Origin of the sequence: Microcoleus sp. LEGE 07076, assembly GCF_015207455.1 — a bacterium.
GTDB lineage: Bacteria > Cyanobacteriota > Cyanobacteriia > Cyanobacteriales > Microcoleaceae > Microcoleus.
In genome coordinates, this window is record NZ_JADEWV010000040.1 from 1 (window position 1) to 18,496 (window position 18,496).

Consider the following 18,496-nt stretch of genomic DNA (forward strand, 5'->3'; position numbering starts at 1 on the left):
AGTCTTGAATTGTGGGATTGCTTTCATAAATCAAGGCGTTGAGAAAGCTAATTAAAATGTCTTTGCTTTCTGATGAACCGAAGATTTTTTTGAAGGCGTAATCGGTTTTTGGGTTGATAAATATCATGGTTTTAATATTTAGGTTTTGGGCTATTAGTTTTGTGAGGAAGCAGGGGGATTAATCGCACTCAAACTGCTGATTTTGTTTCAGGCAAAGGCTTGACATCTTCGAGTAAATGTGCGTTGGCGATCGCCAACCCTAGCTCTTCGCTGCTCTGTTCGCCGTCAATGGGGATCTGGCAAGAAATTAGTTCTGTGACGATGCGATCGCCCAAAGCGTCTTCCCAATCCTGCAACTGTTCTCTGGCTGCGATCGGCTCATTGACAGCGACATCTACGCCCATTTGGTGCAGGTTAAGACTGTGAGTGGTCGATCGGCGATTGACAAACTCCACCAACCAAACGCTCAACCCGACTGCTGCCATCAAAGGCAAGACAATTCGGTAATCGCGGGTTAATTCAAACATCAACAGGATGGCTGTCAGCGGTGCTCTGGCGCAGCCAGCGAGGACGGCAGCCATTCCCACCATTGCGTAGGCGGGAGGGCCGGCAACGTGTTCCCCCAAAGCCGGCACCATTCCCAAAAAGATGCCGTAAGCCGAACCCAGGGAAGCGCCCAAAAACATCGCCGGAGCAAATATCCCCCCGACTAAACCGCTGCCGAGGCTGATTGCTGTCACCGCTAGTTTGACGAAAAGTAGTAGCAGCAGCAAAGGCAAGGAAAATTTCACATCTTGGAGCATTGCTTGGACTGTTTCGTAGCCGACGCCCAAAACTTGAGGGAATTGCAGGGCGACTAAGCCGACGACTGTCCCGCCGAGGATGGGGTGAAGCGGGCGGGGCAGTCGTCCAAGCCAACCAAATCCTCGGATTTTTCCTTGAAAACAGCGATCGGCCAATTGAATTGCTTCGGTGTAGACTAGGGACACTGCGCTCGCAAAAAGTCCCAATCCCATGTAAAAAGGCAGTTCTAGGGGGCTGCGGACATCGTAAACAGGCAAAGCAAAGGCTGGCTGAGCCCCCAAACAAATTTGAGCGATCAGCGCCGAAACTACCGCCGAGAGCAAGACAACGCTGACTGACGAAGTGGCGAAGGTGCTGCCGAGCACGACTTCTAAGGCAAAAAAGACTCCGGCGATGGGAGAGTTAAACCCAGCGGATAAGCCTGCTGCTGCTCCCGCACCCAGGAGCAAGCGCTGCCTTTCTGGGGATAGCTGCAAGACTTGAGCCAGGAGCATTCCGAAGTTGGCGCCGATTTCGACGCTGGGGGCTTCCGGGCCGAGGGATGCGCCTGTGCCGAGGGATACGGAGGCGGCCACCATTTTCGTGATGGGTTTGAGGGGGGAGAGTTCTTGCAGCCCGCGGGTGGCTGCAATTAAGGAAGACATATTGGGGCCAAAATCCCGAAACCGCCACCGCATCAGCCCGATGATGACTCCGCCGAGGGTGGGAATGCAGGCTAGCGTCCAGGAGCCTTTTGAGGCGATCGCCCCCATGAAGTCTTCCAGCATCAGGCTGTGGATGAAGTGGATGAGGTAGTGAAAGGTGACGACGCCTGCGCCCGTAACTCCCCCGATGACTAGGGAGAGGACGAGCAGGAGGGTTTCTGGGCTCGGATGCAGGCGGTTGAACAACGGGCTGAGGCGGGAGGCCTGGGGAGTTTCTGTGTTTGACCCGGGCGGCGGCAGATCCACAGGAGGGGTGACTCTCATTTAGGGTTAATTCTTCTGTGAGAATTTAGATAAATATTACATTTTATTTCTTTTCTTAATTTTGAGTGATTTTAGGGGAATTGACAACTTAATTAAGGCGTATTTTATGGTAGATTTTGGCGACCAGCGGCTGGGGTGGAATGACGGATTCTGAGAGTCAGTAGATTTGGCGCGATCGTATTCTCAGTTACATTCAAACTTAGATAGATTCTGGCGATAATAATGCTAATTAACTATATTTACAGTGTTAGTGCCCGCGGGCGATCGCACAATCGGCTCTGCGATCTAGCAGTCTGGTAAAAATCACTGAAACTAAATACTCTGATTTAAGATTGGAGATTAAACAAAAAATCTCAAATCGAAAGTTTGTAGTGAGGACTAAAGTCGTCAGGGGATAGGACTAAAGTCCGAACGATCGAACCTGTTTCATGGTGGCTGTTCGATCGCGCGCAACATCATATCGGTTGTTGACTGGGGGGGATTCTCGGTGTGGGTTTGGCGATCGACATTAGCGGATCGCCGATGGTGGCTACTTTCCAGGGAGGGGATTCTAGCTGGCGGGCTGCGATTAAAAAGGGTGCTCCTCGTTTCAGGCGATCGACCATTATTTTAGGTGGAATAAATGCAGATAACAAAGGTTCATTGACACTGCCAACATAGGCATAAGCGCCATTTTGCAACCACCTGCCGGCAACGGTATTTGCATCATCTGGATCTGATGCTGACCAACTGTGAATCATGTGGATTGCTGCGGGAAATTGGAGTTTTGGTATGTCATCAACTGAAGCATCGCCGTTACCGACTTGAAATGATTTTGGATAGCCTTTGGAATTCATCAATATTAAGTCAAATCTCCACGGTGTTGATGCTAAACTCCGCCACCTTTCCAGGCTAGATTCTGGTTGCTGCACTAATTCGACATTAATGCCTAGAGTTTTTAGTCCGCTAGCTGCTGACTCCATTTCATATTTTCCCCAATTTCCTTCTTTGGGGTAGCTGTCATAAAGCATCGCGGTTTGGCTGTCGAGAAATATGGCTGACATGGCTTGATAGATCGATCGTACTTCGGAACCGTAAATCCAGCCGACAGCCGCCCAGCGTTCGCCGTTCGGGTGCCTTCCCAAACCGTCAGTTACAGCCCATTGTTCGTCTTTGTTTTGAGGGGATTGATATTTTACTGCTAGTTGGCGTACAATAGTAATTGTGTCGATCGCATCTGCTAGTTGAGAATAAAAATATCCGGTTGATTCAACAGCTTTGGTAACTGCTATTTGCAGAGTTTTCCACTGTGCTTCATTGAGGTTATCGTTGGGTTTTCCAAAGTTACCTTCTAGAAATACTAAAGGTTCACCGCGGGCGGCGGCTAAGGCAACTGCTGCTGAGCGTGCGGGGTCATTTTCAGATGAAATTACTACTCCTGGAGGTTCCCAGCCGAGTTCCTGCCATTTTGCTTTTAAAGTTTGAGAATTTGTGCAATTCCAAGCTGCTGCTGCGCTTTTGAGCATTAATTGTTGGAGTTTTTGACTTTTTGGGAGTTGCTGTTTGATGCTTGGCAAACGGACGATTTCTTCTGGTTGGAAGCGCTGCAAAAACATCGGCGCGTATTTTTTATCTTCAATGAGAATCGGCCAGTGTCCTTTGAGATTCCATTTTTGGATTGCGGCGAAGAATGTGGCTTCGTCTGGTACTAAAACTATGCGGTTAACAATTGGTATGTTGGATCGGAGGATGTTGACTCGGAGGCCTGTTTGCACTGGCCAGGGTTCTTGTTTGGCTGATGCGGGAAGTTGAAAGGGTTTTGTGAGAAGGCGATCGCATCCAAAGGCGGCTGTTGTTAGGATGGAGATCAGGGCGATCGCGAGTAATTTAAATTTTAACTTTTTTTTCATAGGGGCAGGGGCAGGAAGGAACTAGGTTATAAATACGAACAATTATCGAAATATTTTTAAGAGCTGCAAGCGGATGTTTCGAGGTGGGGGACAAAGGCAGATTGTAAGTGCGATCGGGATGGCGACTTTTAGGATTATTGCCTTAGCAACTACAGGTTTAATAATTTTCGCAGCTAACCGTTCGTCAGTCAAGCATCAAGTTCGGCAATTACTGACAGCGAGAAAATGTCAAGATTGCAATCTTTCCGGGGCGAATTTGAGCGCAGTTTTTCTGGAAGAGGTCAATTTAGAAAATGCCAACCTCAAAAATGCGAATTTGTGGAGTGCGAATTTGCTCAATGCTAACTTGAAACAGGCAAATTTGGCGGGTGTTTACCTGATAAGCAGCAATTTGGCTGGGGCGAATTTGGAGGGAAGCAATTTAGATAAGGCGTTTTTAGAAGATGCTTATTTGGCAGGGACTAACTTGAAAAAAGCTAATTTAACAGGTGCTTTTATGAAAGGTATTTTTCTCGTCAATGCTGACTTAGAAGGTGCGAATTTGGAGGGGGCGAATCTGTGGATGGCTAATCTGGAAGGTGCTAATTTGAAGAATGCTAATTTGAGAAATGCTTTGCTGTTGGAGACAAATTTGACCGGGGCGAATTTAAAGGGCGCGGTGATGCCTGATGGTACGCGGCATGAATGAAAGTCAGTAGTCATCAGTCCGACGTCAGTAGTCATAAGTCATTAGCATTAATCAGAGGAGAGGGCGATCGCACTTGCAGCCTTCATTTCCCGTTATTTGGTGAGGAGATGAAGGAGTGACGAAGTGCGATAAATCTATTGCTATACTTCTTGTTAATAATTAACAAAAATGCCATGATTCTATCTATTAGCTTTCAGTTTTTGCTGCATCGCTTCTTAATAAATAAAACTGAGATTCAATAGCCTTCAATTCTTCTGTACCTTCTACATACTTAACATCAGTCAACAAATTATTAGCTTGCGCTTGAAGAATACGATATGCTCCCGCTCTTTGTTTAACTGGAAATGCGTTTCCAATAGATTGAATAGCAACGATAACTCCGCCTAGAATGCCAGTAGCTATCTTTTTGTCTTGCTCGTTTACTCGATCCGAGGTAGACAAAATGGTAATTGCTAAAGTCAGAACGATCGTGGTAATTGTTAACCCTGCGTCCCAGCTTCGATTGATTCGTCTGAGCCGAGTCATTTCTTGAGTTAAATCTTTAATATCCTTCTCTAAGTTTTGTCTTTTATCCTCAATTGAAGCTTGAGTTAATTCCTTAGCTTCATCTTTCAAATCTTTTCTGTTGTCTGTAATTAAAGATTGAGATGGCATCTTTTCTTATACTTTGATTTATGAGTTTGTACAATTTGAAGTAGATGCACCTTGCAATAAAAAACAGTCAGCCTAATATCTACTTAAGCAACTAGCGCCCTATCATAAGCCTTGGCCAGTTTAATGTCGTATTCATTCTCCCAATACTTCTCTCCGTTATACCCAAAAGCGAACTTATTCCAATTTTTACGTTTGAGATGACCCAGTAAATTTTTGTTCACAATGTAGTTCATCATGTGTCTTGCTTGCCAATACTCTCCGGCAAAGTTCTCTTGAATGAACTGTTGAATTGAAGCGCAACCAGCAACAGTATAATTGAATCCCATTACTTGACCTAATCCAAAAGATGCACTTTTTAGAGCCTGAATTTCATCAAATTCCATTGCGTCAAGTAGACGTTCATCCCACTCTGCTGAGCCACCCTTGTACAAATCTCTATCCCACACAGGAGAGGATAGGTCTGGGCGGCTTTGGGAAACTGGTTTGGGAGTCAACTTGTAGAACCAGTGAGCTTCAAATAAAATCTTTGGACGTGCAGGAGATGGCTCTTTGAGTAAGAAGCCAGAACCCGCAGATTCAACTTTCATAACAGCTTTAACCAAAGCAATTTCTAAATCAAATTCATCACTTAAATCTTGATAATCAGATTTAGACAAAGCAGGTTGAACATATCCTGAAGGAATTTTGCAAATAATCCGTTTCCCATTTGGATAAGTTACCGGAGGATAAAAATATTCTATTTCACTGGGTACTGGTTTCATCATCTTCTTGCTCTTTGTGTTAACTCAACTAAGGATTTAGTTCAACCACACTTTGAATGGCTAAACTGCTTACCTAGAAAAAGAATTGCAATTTTTATCACTTGCTAACATCCAGTGCTAAAACGATTCATCACTGAATGTTGGCAAATAGCTTATGGTCTATGAATGGTGTTGGCAGAACTTAGTTTTGAATGATATGTAACCAGGCATTCTGTTCGTTTGATTTCAATGTCTTATTTGTGTAGAGATTGCGAGCATGATCGTAGCCATCAGAGGCAACACAAGTGGCATAGATGCCGTAGCTAGAGTAGCGCACACTGTCTCCAGATTTAGATAAATCGTGAACACCATTAGGAAAATCGTATTCTCCCCTGGGGTCATGAACAATAAAGCGGTAAGATAGTGTAAGGGGGTCAGCTTCATATCCAATCAGTACAATGACGTGACCTATAGGGGTGAACCATCCGTGAGTAATCACGGCACAACCATCATCAAGAGCTTTTTTGGCATCATTCAAAGATCCGTTCAAAAGAAACTTATAAGATTTCACACGAGATTCAAGATAATCGCCCATCACAGCAGGATCACCAGGAGCACCTTTTGAAAGCAGAGCAGCACGGATACCATGGACATCTGTGGTACGTAAAACCATTGCAATACACGCGCTCTGACAAAGTAGACCATCGGGCTGGCGAACGTAAATAGTCTGTGTTTTTGAAATAGTATTGGCTGCCATTATCAAAATTCCTTTGGTTTACAAGATTAATTAAGGTGCAGAGTTTAAGCCGCGCTAAAAATCCAAACTTTACAGGCGTTAGTGGCTTTTGTTCTGCCTTAATTCAAAGAATAACCAACTTTGATCGCCTTGCCGGTAAGAAAAAGTAACCATCTTTTGTAAACTTACGTAAATTCCCCGATCGCCCTGCCGGTGAGAAAAAGTAACTCTCTTTTGTAAACTTGCGTAAATTTCCCGATCGATTTGAGATTTCACCTCATCCCAAATCCGGCTTAAATATCCCCCTTATTTCTTAGTCTCGCGTTGCGCGGACTTTGTTTGACTTTCTGGCGGTTTCAACCGCCGACTTTGTTTGACTTTCTGGCGGTTTCAACCGCCGCCTATAAAAAGGATTACCTTGCGGTTAATTCAGTAAATTTATTTTCTATCCTGAAAAGCAACCCCCAATCAGAATAATCGGTAAATCTACTGAATAAATCAAAATAACAACTATGAAAGGACAAGAGGCGATCGCCCTAATCGACCATCTGTTACAATCCGTTAACAAAAAGCACAAACTCAATGACGTTCAATCCATCGTCTTTCTAGAAACTTGGGAAGGACACTCTTATCAAGAAATAGCCGATCGCCTACTTTACGAACACGAATATATCAAACGAGTCGGTTCGCTTTTGTGGCAAAAGCTCTCTCAAATCACCGGCGAAAAAGTCTCAAAACAAAATCTGCAAGCAGTCCTGCGCCGCTACCAGCATAGCCGCGCATCAGATAACTGCACCCAAGATTGGGGAGAAGCGATCGATGTTTCCCATTTTTACAACCGCTTGCAGGAATTAGAAACATTAGAAACTTGGATTAGTGACAATTCTACCCGTGCGATCGGAAATTTTGGCATTGGCGGTATCGGCAAAACTTCTCTGTCTGTCAAACTCGCCCAGCAAGTTCAATCTCAGTTTGAATTTGTTATTTGGAGAAGTTTGCAGCACTCACCGACATTAGATGTTATCCTCAGCGATATTTTACTGATTTTAATTGGTTCAGAAGCGACAACAAATAATTTTATTTCTGCTCTCATGGAACAGTTGCGGCAAAAACGCTGTTTGTTAATTTTCGACAATCTGGAGTCGATTTTGCAAGGGGAAAATCGCGGCGGACAATATCAACAAGGGTATGAAGATTACCGACAGTTATTTGCACGCATTGCTGACGAACCACACCAAAGTTGTATTATTTTAACCGGACGAGAACAACCGGGCGGGTTTGCTATGCGATCGGGCGAAAATTTACCCGTGCGATCGCTCAAACTGTGCGGTCTTTCGCCACCTGTATGCCAGCAAATCCTCGCCGATAAAGGATTAAAGGCAACACTACTACAAAGTAGAGATATTGTAAATTATTTTGGTGGCAATCCCCTGGCTATAAAACTTGCTGCAACGACTATTCAAACACTTTTTGGTGGTGATATTCAGGCATTTTTATTGCAAGGAAATACTGTTTTTAGCGATTTGTGGGATTTGTTCGATCGCCAGTTCGATCGCCTGTCTCCCCTGCAACAACAAATTATGTACTGGATCGCCATTAACCAAGAAGCAGCGACCCCTCCGAAGTTAAAAACGGAAATTTTGCCCAAAGTTTCGGGACGGCAACTGATGGAAGCGTTAGAGGCGCTGGCTGAGCGATCGCTCATCGAAGATCGGCGATCGCTAAATCCTACTGCATCTACCAGTTTAATGCTACAGCCTGCGATCGTAGAGTATATCATAGAACGCTTGATTCAAACCGAAATCTCAAACTGTTAATAAATGCCTGGAATTATTTTTTTGACTCGCTGGCGGTATTCTGAATAGTCGGGGTATTTTTCGGTTAACCAGGTTTCTTCGCGGTTGGCTTTGATGTCAAAAAATATTAGTAAAATTGCAGTGGCGATGAAGTGCGATAAGCTCATTTGCCAAATTGTCCAGCCGAGGGCTCCTAAAATTAAGCCACTGTATAGTGGATGCCGCACTATCCTGTAAATTCCTGTTTGAACTAATTGTCCGTTGTTTATGGGATAGGGTAAGGGTGTGAGGTTTTTCCCTAAGTCTATCAATCCTTTGACGATTAAAATTAGTGCGCCTAAGCCGAGAATGCCTGCCAGAAACCAGGTAAGATAAATTAATTGAGTTGATTGAATTTTGAATCCCGGTAGTTGATAAACGGGTAAGATGGCAAATCCTGCGAGCAATGCTCCTTGAAGCAATACTAAATATTCGCCGCGGCTGTTGTTGCTCAAGCCTTCGCGGGTGAAACCCCAGTCAGTTAATATTTTCATAATAGAAGGAAGAAGGAAGAAGGAAGAAGGAAGAAGGAAGAAGGAAGAAGGAAGAAGGAAGAGGGGAGAAGGAAGAGGGGAGAAGAAAGTGAAGTGTAAGTTGGGTAGAGTGAAGTAAAACCCAACCTACGGCGAATAGTCAACAGTCAACCGTCAACAGTCAACCGTCAACAGTCAATAGTCAACAGTCAACAGTCAACCGTCAACTAATTTATTCTCGCCAAGGACGTGTCATGAGTTCTAGTTGGTTGACTTCATCTTGGCTTAAAGTCCAACCTAGGGCGCCTGCGTTTTCTTGGGCTTGTTTTGCGGTTTTGGCGCCGGGAATTGGGATGACTCCGTTTTGGGCTATTAACCAGTTTAGGGCTACTTGGGCGGGCGTGCGAGATCGCTTTCTGCCCATTTTCCGCAAGGTGGACATGACTAATTCGATTTTTTCAAGCCCCACTTTGCTGAAGCGGGAGTCAAATTTGCGCGCTCCTGTAGGTTCTTCTTGGGCGCTGTATTTGTCGGTGAGCAATCCTTGGGCTAAGGGGCTGTATGCTAAAATTGTTACTCCCAATTCCGAGGCGGCACGCACAATTCCTTGTTTTTCTACTTGCCGCGATAGCAATGAGTAACGGACTTGATTTGTTGCTAGGGGAACGCCTCTGGCTGCTAGTATTTTGTGAGCTTCGCGCATCTGTTCTTCTGAATAGTTGCTGACTCCTACTGCTTGGATTCTGCCTTGTTTTACTTCGTCTGCTAAGGCGTTCATTAGGGTTTCTTGACTTAGTAAAAAACTGAAGGGCCAGTGTACTTGGTAGAGGGTTATTTGTTCTACTTGCAAGCGTTTTAAGCTGGCACTCAAAGCGTCGGAAACTGATTTTCCGGTAATCCGCCAAGGTACGGGGCCGAATTTGGTGGCTATTTGGACGGGTTGGCTGGTTTTTTTGATAAACTGCCCCAGCAATTCTTCTGACAAGCCGTTACCGTAGACTTCGGCTGTGTCGAAAAAGTTGATTCCGGCATCTAGGGATGTGTTGAATGCTGCTTCTACTTCGGCGGCGCCGTAGTTGCTGCCGTAGTTCCAAAATAGTTTGTCGCCCCACGCCCAAGTTCCGACGCACAGGGGAATGACGGCTGGGCCATTTTGTCCTAAGGTAATGGTTGTCACGGTTGGTAAATCCACAATTCTTTATTGTCTATTATTTTTCTATAAATAGTCGCGATCGAGCTTCTAGCCTTGGGAGGAAACGGGGGCGGGTATGTCAGTTACTATAAATGCAAATGCTGTATTTATTTGAATAGTTATGTCGATCGACCGTTTGCCAGATTCTAGATTAACAGATTCCACGACTGCTGCCCAAAAGAGAGTTACCCTCGTGACTATGTTCCGCCTGGGCTTGTTTCAGATGGGGCTGGGGATGATGTCGATTTTGACGCTGGGGGTACTCAATCGCGTGATGATTAACGAGTTGGCGATTCCGGCTACTGTGGTGGCTGGTACCCTGGCGATGCACCAGTTTGTCGCTCCGGCTAGGGTGTGGTTCGGGCAGATGTCGGATGCTAAGCCTTTGTTTGGCCATCACCGCACGGGTTATGTGTGGCTGGGAGGGCTGTTGTTTGTAATTTCGGCTTTTTTGGCGGTGCAGGTGATGTGGCGCTTGGGCGAGAGTTTGGAGGCTGTGGGGTGGACGACTCCGACTTACGGTTGGGTGGGTTTGTTGGGTTTGGTTTTTGCAGTTTACGGTATCGCGATTTGTTCGAGTTCAACTCCTTTTGCGGCTTTGTTGGTGGATGTTTCGGATGAGGAGGACCGATCGAAGTTGGTGGGTGTGGTGTGGTCGATGCTGATGGTTGGTATTATTATCGGGGCGATTGTCAGCAGCGGTTTGTTGAAGCAGATTGATGGGGATGTGCCGCGGGAAGTGTTGCAGGCTTCGATTAATGGTTTGTTTGTGAAAGTGCCGGCGGTGGTTTTGCTGTTGCTGGGGATTGCAACTTTTGGGGTTGAGAAAAAGTATTCGCGTTACAAAGCTCGATCGAGCGCAGTTAATCGAGAAGATAAAATTACTTTGGGAAGTGCGCTGCGGATTTTGACTGCTAGCCGCCAAACTGGTTTGTTTTTTACTTTCCTGCTGGTGATGACTATTTGTTTGTTTATGCAGGATGCGGTTTTGGAACCCTACGGCGGGGAAATTTTTAAGATGCCGATTTCGGAAACTACGCGGTTGAATGCTATTTATGGTACTGGTGTTCTCATCGGTTTGAGCGCAACTGGTTTTTTAATTGTGCCGCGGATTGGCAAGCAAAATACGATTAGATTGGGCTGTTTGTCAGTGGCGGCTTGTTTTGGCTTGATTATTTTATCGGGATTTACGGGTAATCCAATTGTGTTTAAGTCGGCTTTGATGTGCTTCGGTTTAGCTTCGGGAATTACAACGACGGGGGCGCTGAGTTTGATGTTGGATTTGACGGCTGCGGAAACTGCGGGGACTTTTATTGGCGCTTGGGGTTTGTCGCAGGCGATGGCGCGGGGTGTGGCTACGGTTAGCGGCGGTGCTATTTTGGATTTTGGCAGGAGTTTGTTTGGGGTGCCGATGCTGGCTTACGGGTTAGTGTTTGCTGTGCCGGCGGTGGGTATGATTCTGGCTGTTTGGCTGTTGGGTAGGGTGGATGTGCGGGAGTTTCAGGATAATGCTAAAAGTGCGATCGCCACTATCCTTGAAAATGAATTAGACTGATATTTGGTTAGTTGTTATTTGTTAGTTGTTATTTGGTTAGTTGTTATTTGGTTAGTTGTTATTTGTTATTATCAGGATCGTAACCAATAACCAATAACCAGTAACCAACAACCAATAACCAATAACCAATAACCAATAACCAATAACCAGTAACCAATAACTAATGCAAGATTTTTGGAAGTCTATTTTAACTTTTTCTCAGACAACTGTCAAGACAGTCGGACAGCAGTTTTTGAAAGATTTTGGTTCTGCACAAGCGGATGAGAAAGATGATGGCACTTTGGTTACACAATCTGACAATTGGGCGGATGCTGAGATTAGAAATGCGATCGCATCTACTTTTCCCAGCCACGGGATTTTGAGCGAAGAAGGAGAACACATTTTCCCCGATACTGAATGGTGTTGGGTTGTCGATCCTCTTGATGCTACCACTAATTTTGCTCGGGGCATTCCGATTTGGGGAATTTCTTTGGGTTTATTGTATCGCGGAACTCCGGTTTTTGGCTGCGTGCATTTGCCACCTCTGAATCAAACTTTCTACGGTTTTTATGCAGAGAATTTGGCGGAAGATCCTGTATTGACAAATATGCCTCAAGGTGCGTTTTTGAACGATCGCCCGATTCGCCCGAGTGCTGATAAATTGAGTGGAAATCATATTTTTAATTTGTGTTCCCGAAGTGTGGGAATCGGGCCTCATCTTCCTAGTAAAATTCGGATGTTGGGGATGGCTAGTTACAATTTTTTGATAGTGGCTTCCGGGGTAGCGATGGGAGGAGTAGAAGCGACTCCCAAAATTTGGGATATTGCTGGGAGTTGGGTAATTGTGAAGGCTGCGGGTGCGGTTTGGCTACCGCTGGAATCCCAAGCGATTTTTCCGCTGGAAGTCGGGAAGAATTACGGGAGGGTTTCTTTTCCCACTTTGGTGATGAGTCGCCAGGAGTTGGTGTCGGTGTTTTTGCCGTTTGTGGAAGCTTGGAAGAAGAAGAAAATGGGCTGATATTAATGTCGCACAATTATTAAATAAAACTGCATGGCAGGTGTGACGGAGGAGTCTCCCACGCCTGCCGTGCGGTTTGCAACAAGTATAACCGACCGATGACCGATGGTTCAAGTATGCTTGCTGTTGTCTATTTCTGCCAATGTGCGATCGGGTGGTTTTCTTTTAGGTCGATCGGGCTATTGCATTTTAGCCGATCGGGTGATGCGGCGCGAAAAAGCTTGTGGTAGTTTCCACTCCAATATTAATTTTAAACTTACGTGCTTTGAAAAGGGCGATCGCTATTTTCGATCGCACAATTCTTTGATCCGACTTGCTGACAGTGGCAGTCCCAATTCTACCAGCGTTTCCAAATACTCATCCGGCGTTTTTGGCGGATTCTTGAGCCTGATTCTTTGTTTTTCTGCTGCTTTGCATACACCTTGCCAGTTGAAGTTGAGCAAGCGCAGGATAAACTGATCGGGGTGCAGCGGTTCAATATTATATTGTCTGAGTTTGTCAGCAGGAAAATCTCTGAGATTGAAAGTAACGATAAAATCCGCGCGAGAATGAATTGCTGCTGCTAGAACATGGCGATCGCCCGGATCGGGAAGTTCCAAATCTTGTATAATTGTCTCATAGCCTTGCACTAAACAATTTTTAATGCTGGCATTCATCATATTTTTGGTTCTGGTAAGTCGTTCTGATGTAAGATTTGGATTGTTCAGAAGCACGTTTCTTATCCATTCTTCGTGAATCTCTTCTGTCCACCTCGGTTCAAATACCTCACCAACTCCTAGTTCCATCAACAAATCGCGGAGTGCGGCTGAATATAACACATTAGCATCGCAGACAACTTTGACAATTTTCATGAGTTAGTCGTACAAACCGAGTGCTTCTGATTCTGCCACAAGTTCGTCAAGGATTTTACTTCTTTTGTCATAATCCTGCTTTTTATATTTCATGACATCTTCGTAACGCATCCGGCGACAGTTGCTTACTATCTTGTAAGGAATTTCGCCAGCATCTAGTAACTTCCACACATACTCGCGGTCAACATTCAGTATTATAGCAACCTGCCAGATATCGAGTTCTTTAGTAATGGGAGTTAGCTTGACAGTATTGCCGCTACTTGTCTGTTGCAAAATCTCTAACAGCAGTGGCAACGCGGCGGCAGGTATATCAATTATTTTGCCCTCTTTTTCGTTTAAGATTAATTTGAGGGATTCGCCAGACGGATGATTTTCTAAATGTGATTCTAAGGCGCGGCTGCTAATTTTAGCAACCGCTGCTTCTTCGGCTGTCGGTAAAACAGGTGCTGAATTTGGATCTCCGGTGAATGTCATGTTAATTTGGGGGTGAGAATAACAGGCAATCAACTATGATTGTAGCAATTTGAGAAGGCGATCGCCAAAATCTAGCAAGGACGTCAACCTGTGGCATACAGCGATTTTACAACTTTAGCGAAAGTTAGAGAATCTTTTAATTTAACCGTAGAAGAACCTTTAGATTTGTTTGGCGATATCCCCGAGGTACAGCCAAGTTCCTATTTGCAAACTACTTTAACTGAAAACCTGTCCTTAGCTACGGCAATTAATACCGAAAAGGCTCGCGCTGAGTTAATTATTGCCCCAATATTGTTGGAAGTCAGGCGGCAATTTAATTTTCAAGTTGGTTTTTTCTCTGGTTCAGAATTCAATGTAGATGTAGAAGCAGGTTTGAACGGCTATTGCGATTATATTCTGACTGCATCAAAGGATTCCTATGAAATTCGCGCCCCCGTGATTACTCTCACAGAGGCTAAAAATGAAAGTATTAAATCTGGTTTGGGTCAGTGTATTGCGGAAATGGTAGCCGCCCAATTATTTAATCAGCGCAGCGGAGAGCAAATTGCCACTATTTATGGGGCTGTGACTACAGGTACTGATTGGAAGTTTCTTAAGTTGAATGGCAGTACAATTTATATTGACAAGCGAGACTTTTTTGTTAATGAAATTAGTCGGATATTGGGGATTTTAATGATGCCATTTCAAGGGTTTTATTCTATGAATCGCACTTGATGCAGCCAACAAAATCACAGAAACTGGAATTAGGGACACAACATTGCTGTGTCCCTACTGTAAAAAGAATTTATTGCCTCACGCGATTAATTTCGACAGCACATTAGACAGCTTAGCACCGAGATTCTCAACCGACTCTTGCTGTTTCGGATCTTTCATCGTACCGTCATCATTAAATACCTGAAATGCTGATGGAATTGCCTTCTGATCCGGGAGCACCAATACGTTAATATTCCCCAAGATCGATCGCAAATGAATCAATCCCCGCAAACCGCCCATTCCGCCAGGGGAAGCACTCATAATTACCGCTACTTTGCCAGTAAATGCCACCAACCCCGGTTCACCCGGTGCTGGGCGCGACACCCAGTCGATCGCATTTTTCAACACAGGCGTAACCGAACTGTTATACTCAGGGGAAGCTATCAAAAACCCGTCATGCGCTACCATCAATTCCTTCAACTTCCGGGCATTTTCTGGCATTCCCTCTTTTGCTTCCAAATCTTCATCAAATATTGGCATCGGCAAATCGCGCAAATCTACATAGGTAACTTCTGCACCCGCCGCCCTAGCCCCAGTAGCCGCAACTTTTACCAGCAGTTTGTTGTAGGATGCTTCGCGGGTACTTCCGGCAAATGCAAGTATTTTGGGTGTATTGTTCACGGTACTTCCTGATATTTTGACAAGATTATCTTGACATTTCCAAGATAAATTTTAGCAAAGGAAGGCGCGATCGCGCAATCTTTGAGTAACATTCAACTTAAGAAACACCAAAATAATTATTGAGAAAATATAAAACCGCATTACAAAAAGGCTGGTATCGCCCTTGTGCATTCATTTGTTGACAAACTTGAGCTAATAATTCTGCCTCTTCCTGTGTCATGATTCCTTGCAATGCTTCAAGTGCTTGAATTCGTCCCTGTGTTAAGTCATAATGATTGAGTCCCAAAACTTCAATGGTTCTTTGAGCATCTTTTTGATGAGCTAAATTATTTTCAGTTGGCAGTATTTCACCAGTGCTAGAGTAGTTAAAAAATTCTTCACAGTTGGCTTGTAACGGCGAAACCCCGATCGCAAGATTCTGCTTTTTATTGCCACAATACTCAGGCCAATTTGGATCTCTGCCACAAGAAGCTAGCATATTTGTGTAATCAACAGATAATTCTGAATCAGTCTTGCTCTGGGGGGCTAGATGTTCAATATGGCTATTGCTTTGCTCAACTCTCATACAGCAGTAGCAGCAAATATAGCCTTGTTCGCTAAGCAAAGAACTGTGTACCGATCCTTTTTCAGGGTTGAGAAGACATTTGTAATCATAGTTGAAACCGAGAGACTGCTGTGTAGCCTTCCAGTCGTAAAAATTTTGAGGTTCCTTCCCCTTTTGAATATATTTCATTTATTGAAAATTTCCTTGCGTTGAATTAGCCAATCTGCTCTCACAAATTCTGGATCTTCTTCTCCCATTCTGCGTGCTAATTCTTGGCGCAATCGTCGTGCGTTGTCGAGTTCGCCCTTGTCTATCAAATGAAACAGTTCGCGTAAATATTCTATAATTTCCTGCGGACGTTCTGGAGTTCCCATAAGCGTTTCTAGAATCCGATTGCTATCTTTACCAAAGGATGGTACTCGATCGATCGCAATTCCTTCAGATGTTGACCTCAAAAGATGAACCCACTTGAGATCGCTGATTACCTGTGGCGAATGAGTAGTAATTATAAACTGGCAATTTGGGAATGTTTTTTTCAGATTCGGAATAATCGCCCGTTGCCATTTTGGGTGCAAGTGGAGCTCAATCTCGTCAATCAAAACAACGCCGGAACCCTCAAGCGGATTGCAATCTGGATTCGGATTTGCGATCGCCAAACGCCTTGCTAAATCTCCTGCTAGTGCTAACAAGCATTTTTCACCATCGGATAGTTGATTGACGATCACTTCCTCGCCTTGTTTGTTTACAGTCATTCGCAAAGGCGATCGCCTAACCCGTAAATTTGAAAAGCCGTCTACTAAGTTAGCGATCGCATATCTGACTGCTTCTAGTTCGCGATCGCGATACTCATTAGTATTATTTAGTCGTTCTTCGTTTTCTAAATCTTCCCGCTCTCTAAACCATTCAAAAAAGCGCCTAAAATCGATCTGCCCTCCCGTGAGAACCTCGTCATAAGCAGTTATAGGCTCAAACGAATGTTTCGTCCTAATCTTTAAAGGAATATCAAGTACGGCACGGTTAGTTGGGTAGTAAACAGCCAGAGGCAATGCTGCGTAAGAATTAGCATCTAACTGACTGTGTATGTGATCAACAACTTTTTTTAAGTCCCCAAGGTTGCTGCTAGTATCCTTGCTTCGCCCTTTACTGACCTTGGTTAAAGACCATACCACTTCCGGCCAGTCATTGATTGAAATTGTAATTTCGTTGTGAGTTTCTTGGCATCCTTTTTTGATATTATCTTCATTGAAAGAACGTCCATTACTATTGGGAGTTTGAATTCGCTTTGTCAGCCAGGAGAGAAGAATAGCCAAACACTCCAGTATGCTGGACTTCCCCACACCGTTGATACCGATGAACACAGTCGGCTCATCTGTATCAAACTCCAGGGTCAAATCGCTGATGCCTCGGAATGAGTTCATTTTTAGACGCTTGACTTTCACGATTTGGTTCTCGCTCTGGCTTAGTGGGTTATATTTTTGAAATCATATCAAATCAATGCTGCCAAACAAAGTCAGCCATCGGTTTATCGGCCGACAAAGTAGGATTTTCACTGGAATTGAATACAACCGATCGCATTTTTACATTTCCGACTCCCAAACGCCTCTCGACGCGGCTGGGAATTCCGTAACCGAACATAATATGCCCTTTCCCCGCCAACACCACAACTTGATAATCGGGGTTAGCTTTGACAAATTCAGCTATTTTTTCCGCCATAGTTTCATCCCACAAAACTTGGGCTTGCAAAAATCTTTCAAAGGCCGTACTATTTCCCTGTGCTGCCTTTTGGTGCTGTTGGAAAACTTCGAGCAGCATTTGCCGGTATTCGGCGTTGTCGGTACGAATTTCGGAAATTGGCGGAATATATTTTTTGTCCTCTGCTGTGAGGCTTTCTAAGCCTTGAGAGGCAACTTTTCTCGTTACTTCCGATGGTGTATTTAAGGCGAGGACTGGCAATTTGTTTTCTTTGGCAAACCGCAAAAATGGGGCGTAATATTCCCAGGGAAAGCGCCATCTGCGATCGTACTCTGTTTGCTCGACTAATTGCTCTTCTGTCAGTTTACCTGCTAAGTAGTTGTCGATCGCACTTTGGAACGGACGCTGAAACATTTCAAGGGCGATCGCAATTTTACGATTTTGTCGCTGCATTTCTCGGATAATCTTTAGTTGAGCTTGGTGGTCTGCCGCGCTGTCGTGGGTTTCACCCAAATACACAATTTTCGCCTTTAGTAATTCTTGCAGAATCTCTTGGTTAGTATAAGTATGCTGCGGTTGAGGCGAAGCAATCGGTTCCCCTATCGCCACACTGCTGCACAGCAGGAAAATGGTCAGGGATAAGGCGCACAGTTTGATGAGTTTGATTGTTTTCATACAGATATTATGCCTGTTTCTCGCAGCAGCAACCACAGCCGAACTCTAGGATTTTACGGGGGCATCTACAAAGCTCGATGCTTGATTTAACTTCACAATTATCCGCAATTATCTACGCCCCTATAGGGTTGTCTTCCCTCTTCCTGATGACTGATGACTAATCACGCTTGAGGGCGGGCACTCACAGGCACCGCCCCTACTGACTGATGACTTCTTTTGTAAAGTTTAGTTGCAGGTACTTGCGCTTCCCACAATAGGTGGTACATTAAAAATATGAAGCAAATAAAAAGCTTCTACGACAGATAGCACAGATACTAAATCCAAATATCGCAGCGAAGTTCAGAATAGAATTTAA

19 protein-coding genes are annotated in these 18,496 nt (G+C 44.6%); 5 read left to right on the forward strand and 14 right to left on the reverse strand.

Translation table 11 applies throughout. The annotated features are described in order from the left end of the window. From IQ270_RS09310 to IQ270_RS09320, 3 genes are all read right to left on the reverse strand, one after another. Positions 1-127, reverse strand: a 127-nt coding sequence (locus tag IQ270_RS09310) for a PD-(D/E)XK nuclease family transposase (protein WP_193972938.1), incomplete at its 3' end; no start/stop codon positions are given. A gap of 61 nt (positions 128-188) precedes the next feature. Next, positions 189-1,772: a chloride channel protein gene (locus tag IQ270_RS09315; RefSeq protein WP_193972939.1), complete on the reverse strand. Its 1,584-nt coding sequence runs from the start codon at positions 1,770-1,772 to the stop codon at positions 189-191. Positions 1,773-2,227: 455 nt separating this feature from the next. Further along, entirely contained in the window at positions 2,228-3,661 is a 1,434-nt protein-coding gene (locus tag IQ270_RS09320) for a hypothetical protein (RefSeq protein ID WP_193972940.1), read from the reverse strand. 73 nt (positions 3,662-3,734) lie between these two features. Between IQ270_RS09320 and IQ270_RS09325 the strand changes: the two genes are divergently transcribed. Next, a complete protein-coding gene (locus IQ270_RS09325) occupies positions 3,735-4,349 on the forward strand; it encodes a pentapeptide repeat-containing protein (RefSeq protein ID WP_193972941.1) in 615 nt (204 codons plus the stop codon). 186 nt (positions 4,350-4,535) lie between these two features. Here the strand turns inward: IQ270_RS09325 and IQ270_RS09330 are convergent, their stop codons facing one another. The 3 genes from IQ270_RS09330 to IQ270_RS09340 all read right to left on the reverse strand — a co-directional run bounded on the left by IQ270_RS09330 (position 4,536) and on the right by IQ270_RS09340 (position 6,500). Beyond that, entirely contained in the window at positions 4,536-5,003 is a 468-nt protein-coding gene (locus IQ270_RS09330; RefSeq protein WP_193972942.1) for a hypothetical protein, read from the reverse strand. A gap of 83 nt (positions 5,004-5,086) precedes the next feature. Further along, positions 5,087-5,767 (reverse strand): N-acetylmuramidase family protein, encoded by a 681-nt coding sequence (locus IQ270_RS09335; protein ID WP_193972943.1) that lies wholly within the window; start codon positions 5,765-5,767, stop codon positions 5,087-5,089. A 178-nt stretch (positions 5,768-5,945) separates the two neighbouring features. Next, positions 5,946-6,500, reverse strand: coding sequence for a C39 family peptidase (locus IQ270_RS09340; RefSeq protein ID WP_193972944.1), 555 nt, complete (start codon positions 6,498-6,500; stop codon positions 5,946-5,948). Positions 6,501-6,991: 491 nt separating this feature from the next. On the opposite strand from IQ270_RS09340, the gene IQ270_RS09345 reads away from it, so the two are divergent. After that, positions 6,992-8,296, forward strand: a complete 1,305-nt coding sequence (locus tag IQ270_RS09345) for an NB-ARC domain-containing protein (protein ID WP_193972945.1) — start codon at positions 6,992-6,994, stop codon at positions 8,294-8,296. On the opposite strand, the gene IQ270_RS09350 is transcribed toward IQ270_RS09345, so the two are convergent. Together IQ270_RS09350 and IQ270_RS09355 are read right to left on the reverse strand one after the other, a co-directional pair. Beyond that, the gene (locus tag IQ270_RS09350; protein ID WP_193972946.1) at positions 8,293-8,808 is read right to left on the reverse strand and encodes an isoprenylcysteine carboxylmethyltransferase family protein; all 516 of its coding nucleotides are present in this window, start codon (positions 8,806-8,808) and stop codon (positions 8,293-8,295) included. The two genes, IQ270_RS09345 and IQ270_RS09350, sit on opposite strands and share 4 nt — an antisense overlap. Positions 8,809-9,019: 211 nt before the next feature. Next, positions 9,020-9,964: an aldo/keto reductase gene (locus tag IQ270_RS09355; RefSeq protein WP_193972947.1), complete on the reverse strand. Its 945-nt coding sequence runs from the start codon at positions 9,962-9,964 to the stop codon at positions 9,020-9,022. Positions 9,965-10,100: 136 nt separating this feature from the next. Between IQ270_RS09355 and IQ270_RS09360 the strand changes: the two genes are divergently transcribed. Both IQ270_RS09360 and IQ270_RS09365 read left to right on the forward strand, forming a co-directional pair. Beyond that, a complete protein-coding gene (locus tag IQ270_RS09360) occupies positions 10,101-11,534 on the forward strand; it encodes a BCD family MFS transporter (RefSeq protein WP_193972948.1) in 1,434 nt (477 codons plus the stop codon). Between the two features lie 163 nt (positions 11,535-11,697). Then, complete coding sequence (locus tag IQ270_RS09365) at positions 11,698-12,531, forward strand: inositol monophosphatase family protein (protein ID WP_193972949.1); 834 nt, start codon at positions 11,698-11,700, stop codon at positions 12,529-12,531. Positions 12,532-12,812: 281 nt separating this feature from the next. Here IQ270_RS09365 and IQ270_RS09370 read toward each other — a convergent pair whose 3' ends face one another. Then, a complete protein-coding gene (locus IQ270_RS09370) occupies positions 12,813-13,382 on the reverse strand; it encodes a PIN domain-containing protein (RefSeq protein ID WP_193972950.1) in 570 nt (189 codons plus the stop codon). A 3-nt stretch (positions 13,383-13,385) separates the two neighbouring features. Beyond that, positions 13,386-13,856, reverse strand: a complete 471-nt coding sequence (locus tag IQ270_RS09375; protein WP_193972951.1) for a DNA-binding protein — start codon at positions 13,854-13,856, stop codon at positions 13,386-13,388. 90 nt (positions 13,857-13,946) lie between these two features. Here IQ270_RS09375 and IQ270_RS09380 point away from each other — a divergent pair, with 90 nt between their 5' ends. Then, positions 13,947-14,570, forward strand: a complete 624-nt coding sequence (locus IQ270_RS09380) for a hypothetical protein (protein ID WP_193972952.1) — start codon at positions 13,947-13,949, stop codon at positions 14,568-14,570. Positions 14,571-14,648: 78 nt separating this feature from the next. Here the strand turns inward: IQ270_RS09380 and IQ270_RS09385 are convergent, their stop codons facing one another. The 4 genes from IQ270_RS09385 to IQ270_RS09400 form a co-directional block, all read right to left on the reverse strand. Then, on the reverse strand, positions 14,649-15,230 hold the full coding sequence (locus IQ270_RS09385; protein ID WP_193972953.1) for an NAD(P)H-dependent oxidoreductase: 582 nt from the start codon (positions 15,228-15,230) through the stop codon (positions 14,649-14,651). Positions 15,231-15,327: 97 nt separating this feature from the next. Next, entirely contained in the window at positions 15,328-15,963 is a 636-nt protein-coding gene (locus IQ270_RS09390) for a retron system putative HNH endonuclease (RefSeq protein ID WP_193972954.1), read from the reverse strand. Then, on the reverse strand, positions 15,960-17,213 hold the full coding sequence (locus IQ270_RS09395; RefSeq protein ID WP_193972955.1) for an AAA family ATPase: 1,254 nt from the start codon (positions 17,211-17,213) through the stop codon (positions 15,960-15,962). The genes IQ270_RS09390 and IQ270_RS09395 overlap by 4 nt, the downstream gene beginning before the upstream one ends. 52 nt (positions 17,214-17,265) lie before the next feature. Then, positions 17,266-18,141, reverse strand: a complete 876-nt coding sequence (locus IQ270_RS09400; RefSeq protein WP_193972956.1) for a ChaN family lipoprotein — start codon at positions 18,139-18,141, stop codon at positions 17,266-17,268. Positions 18,142-18,496 lie beyond the last annotated feature (355 nt).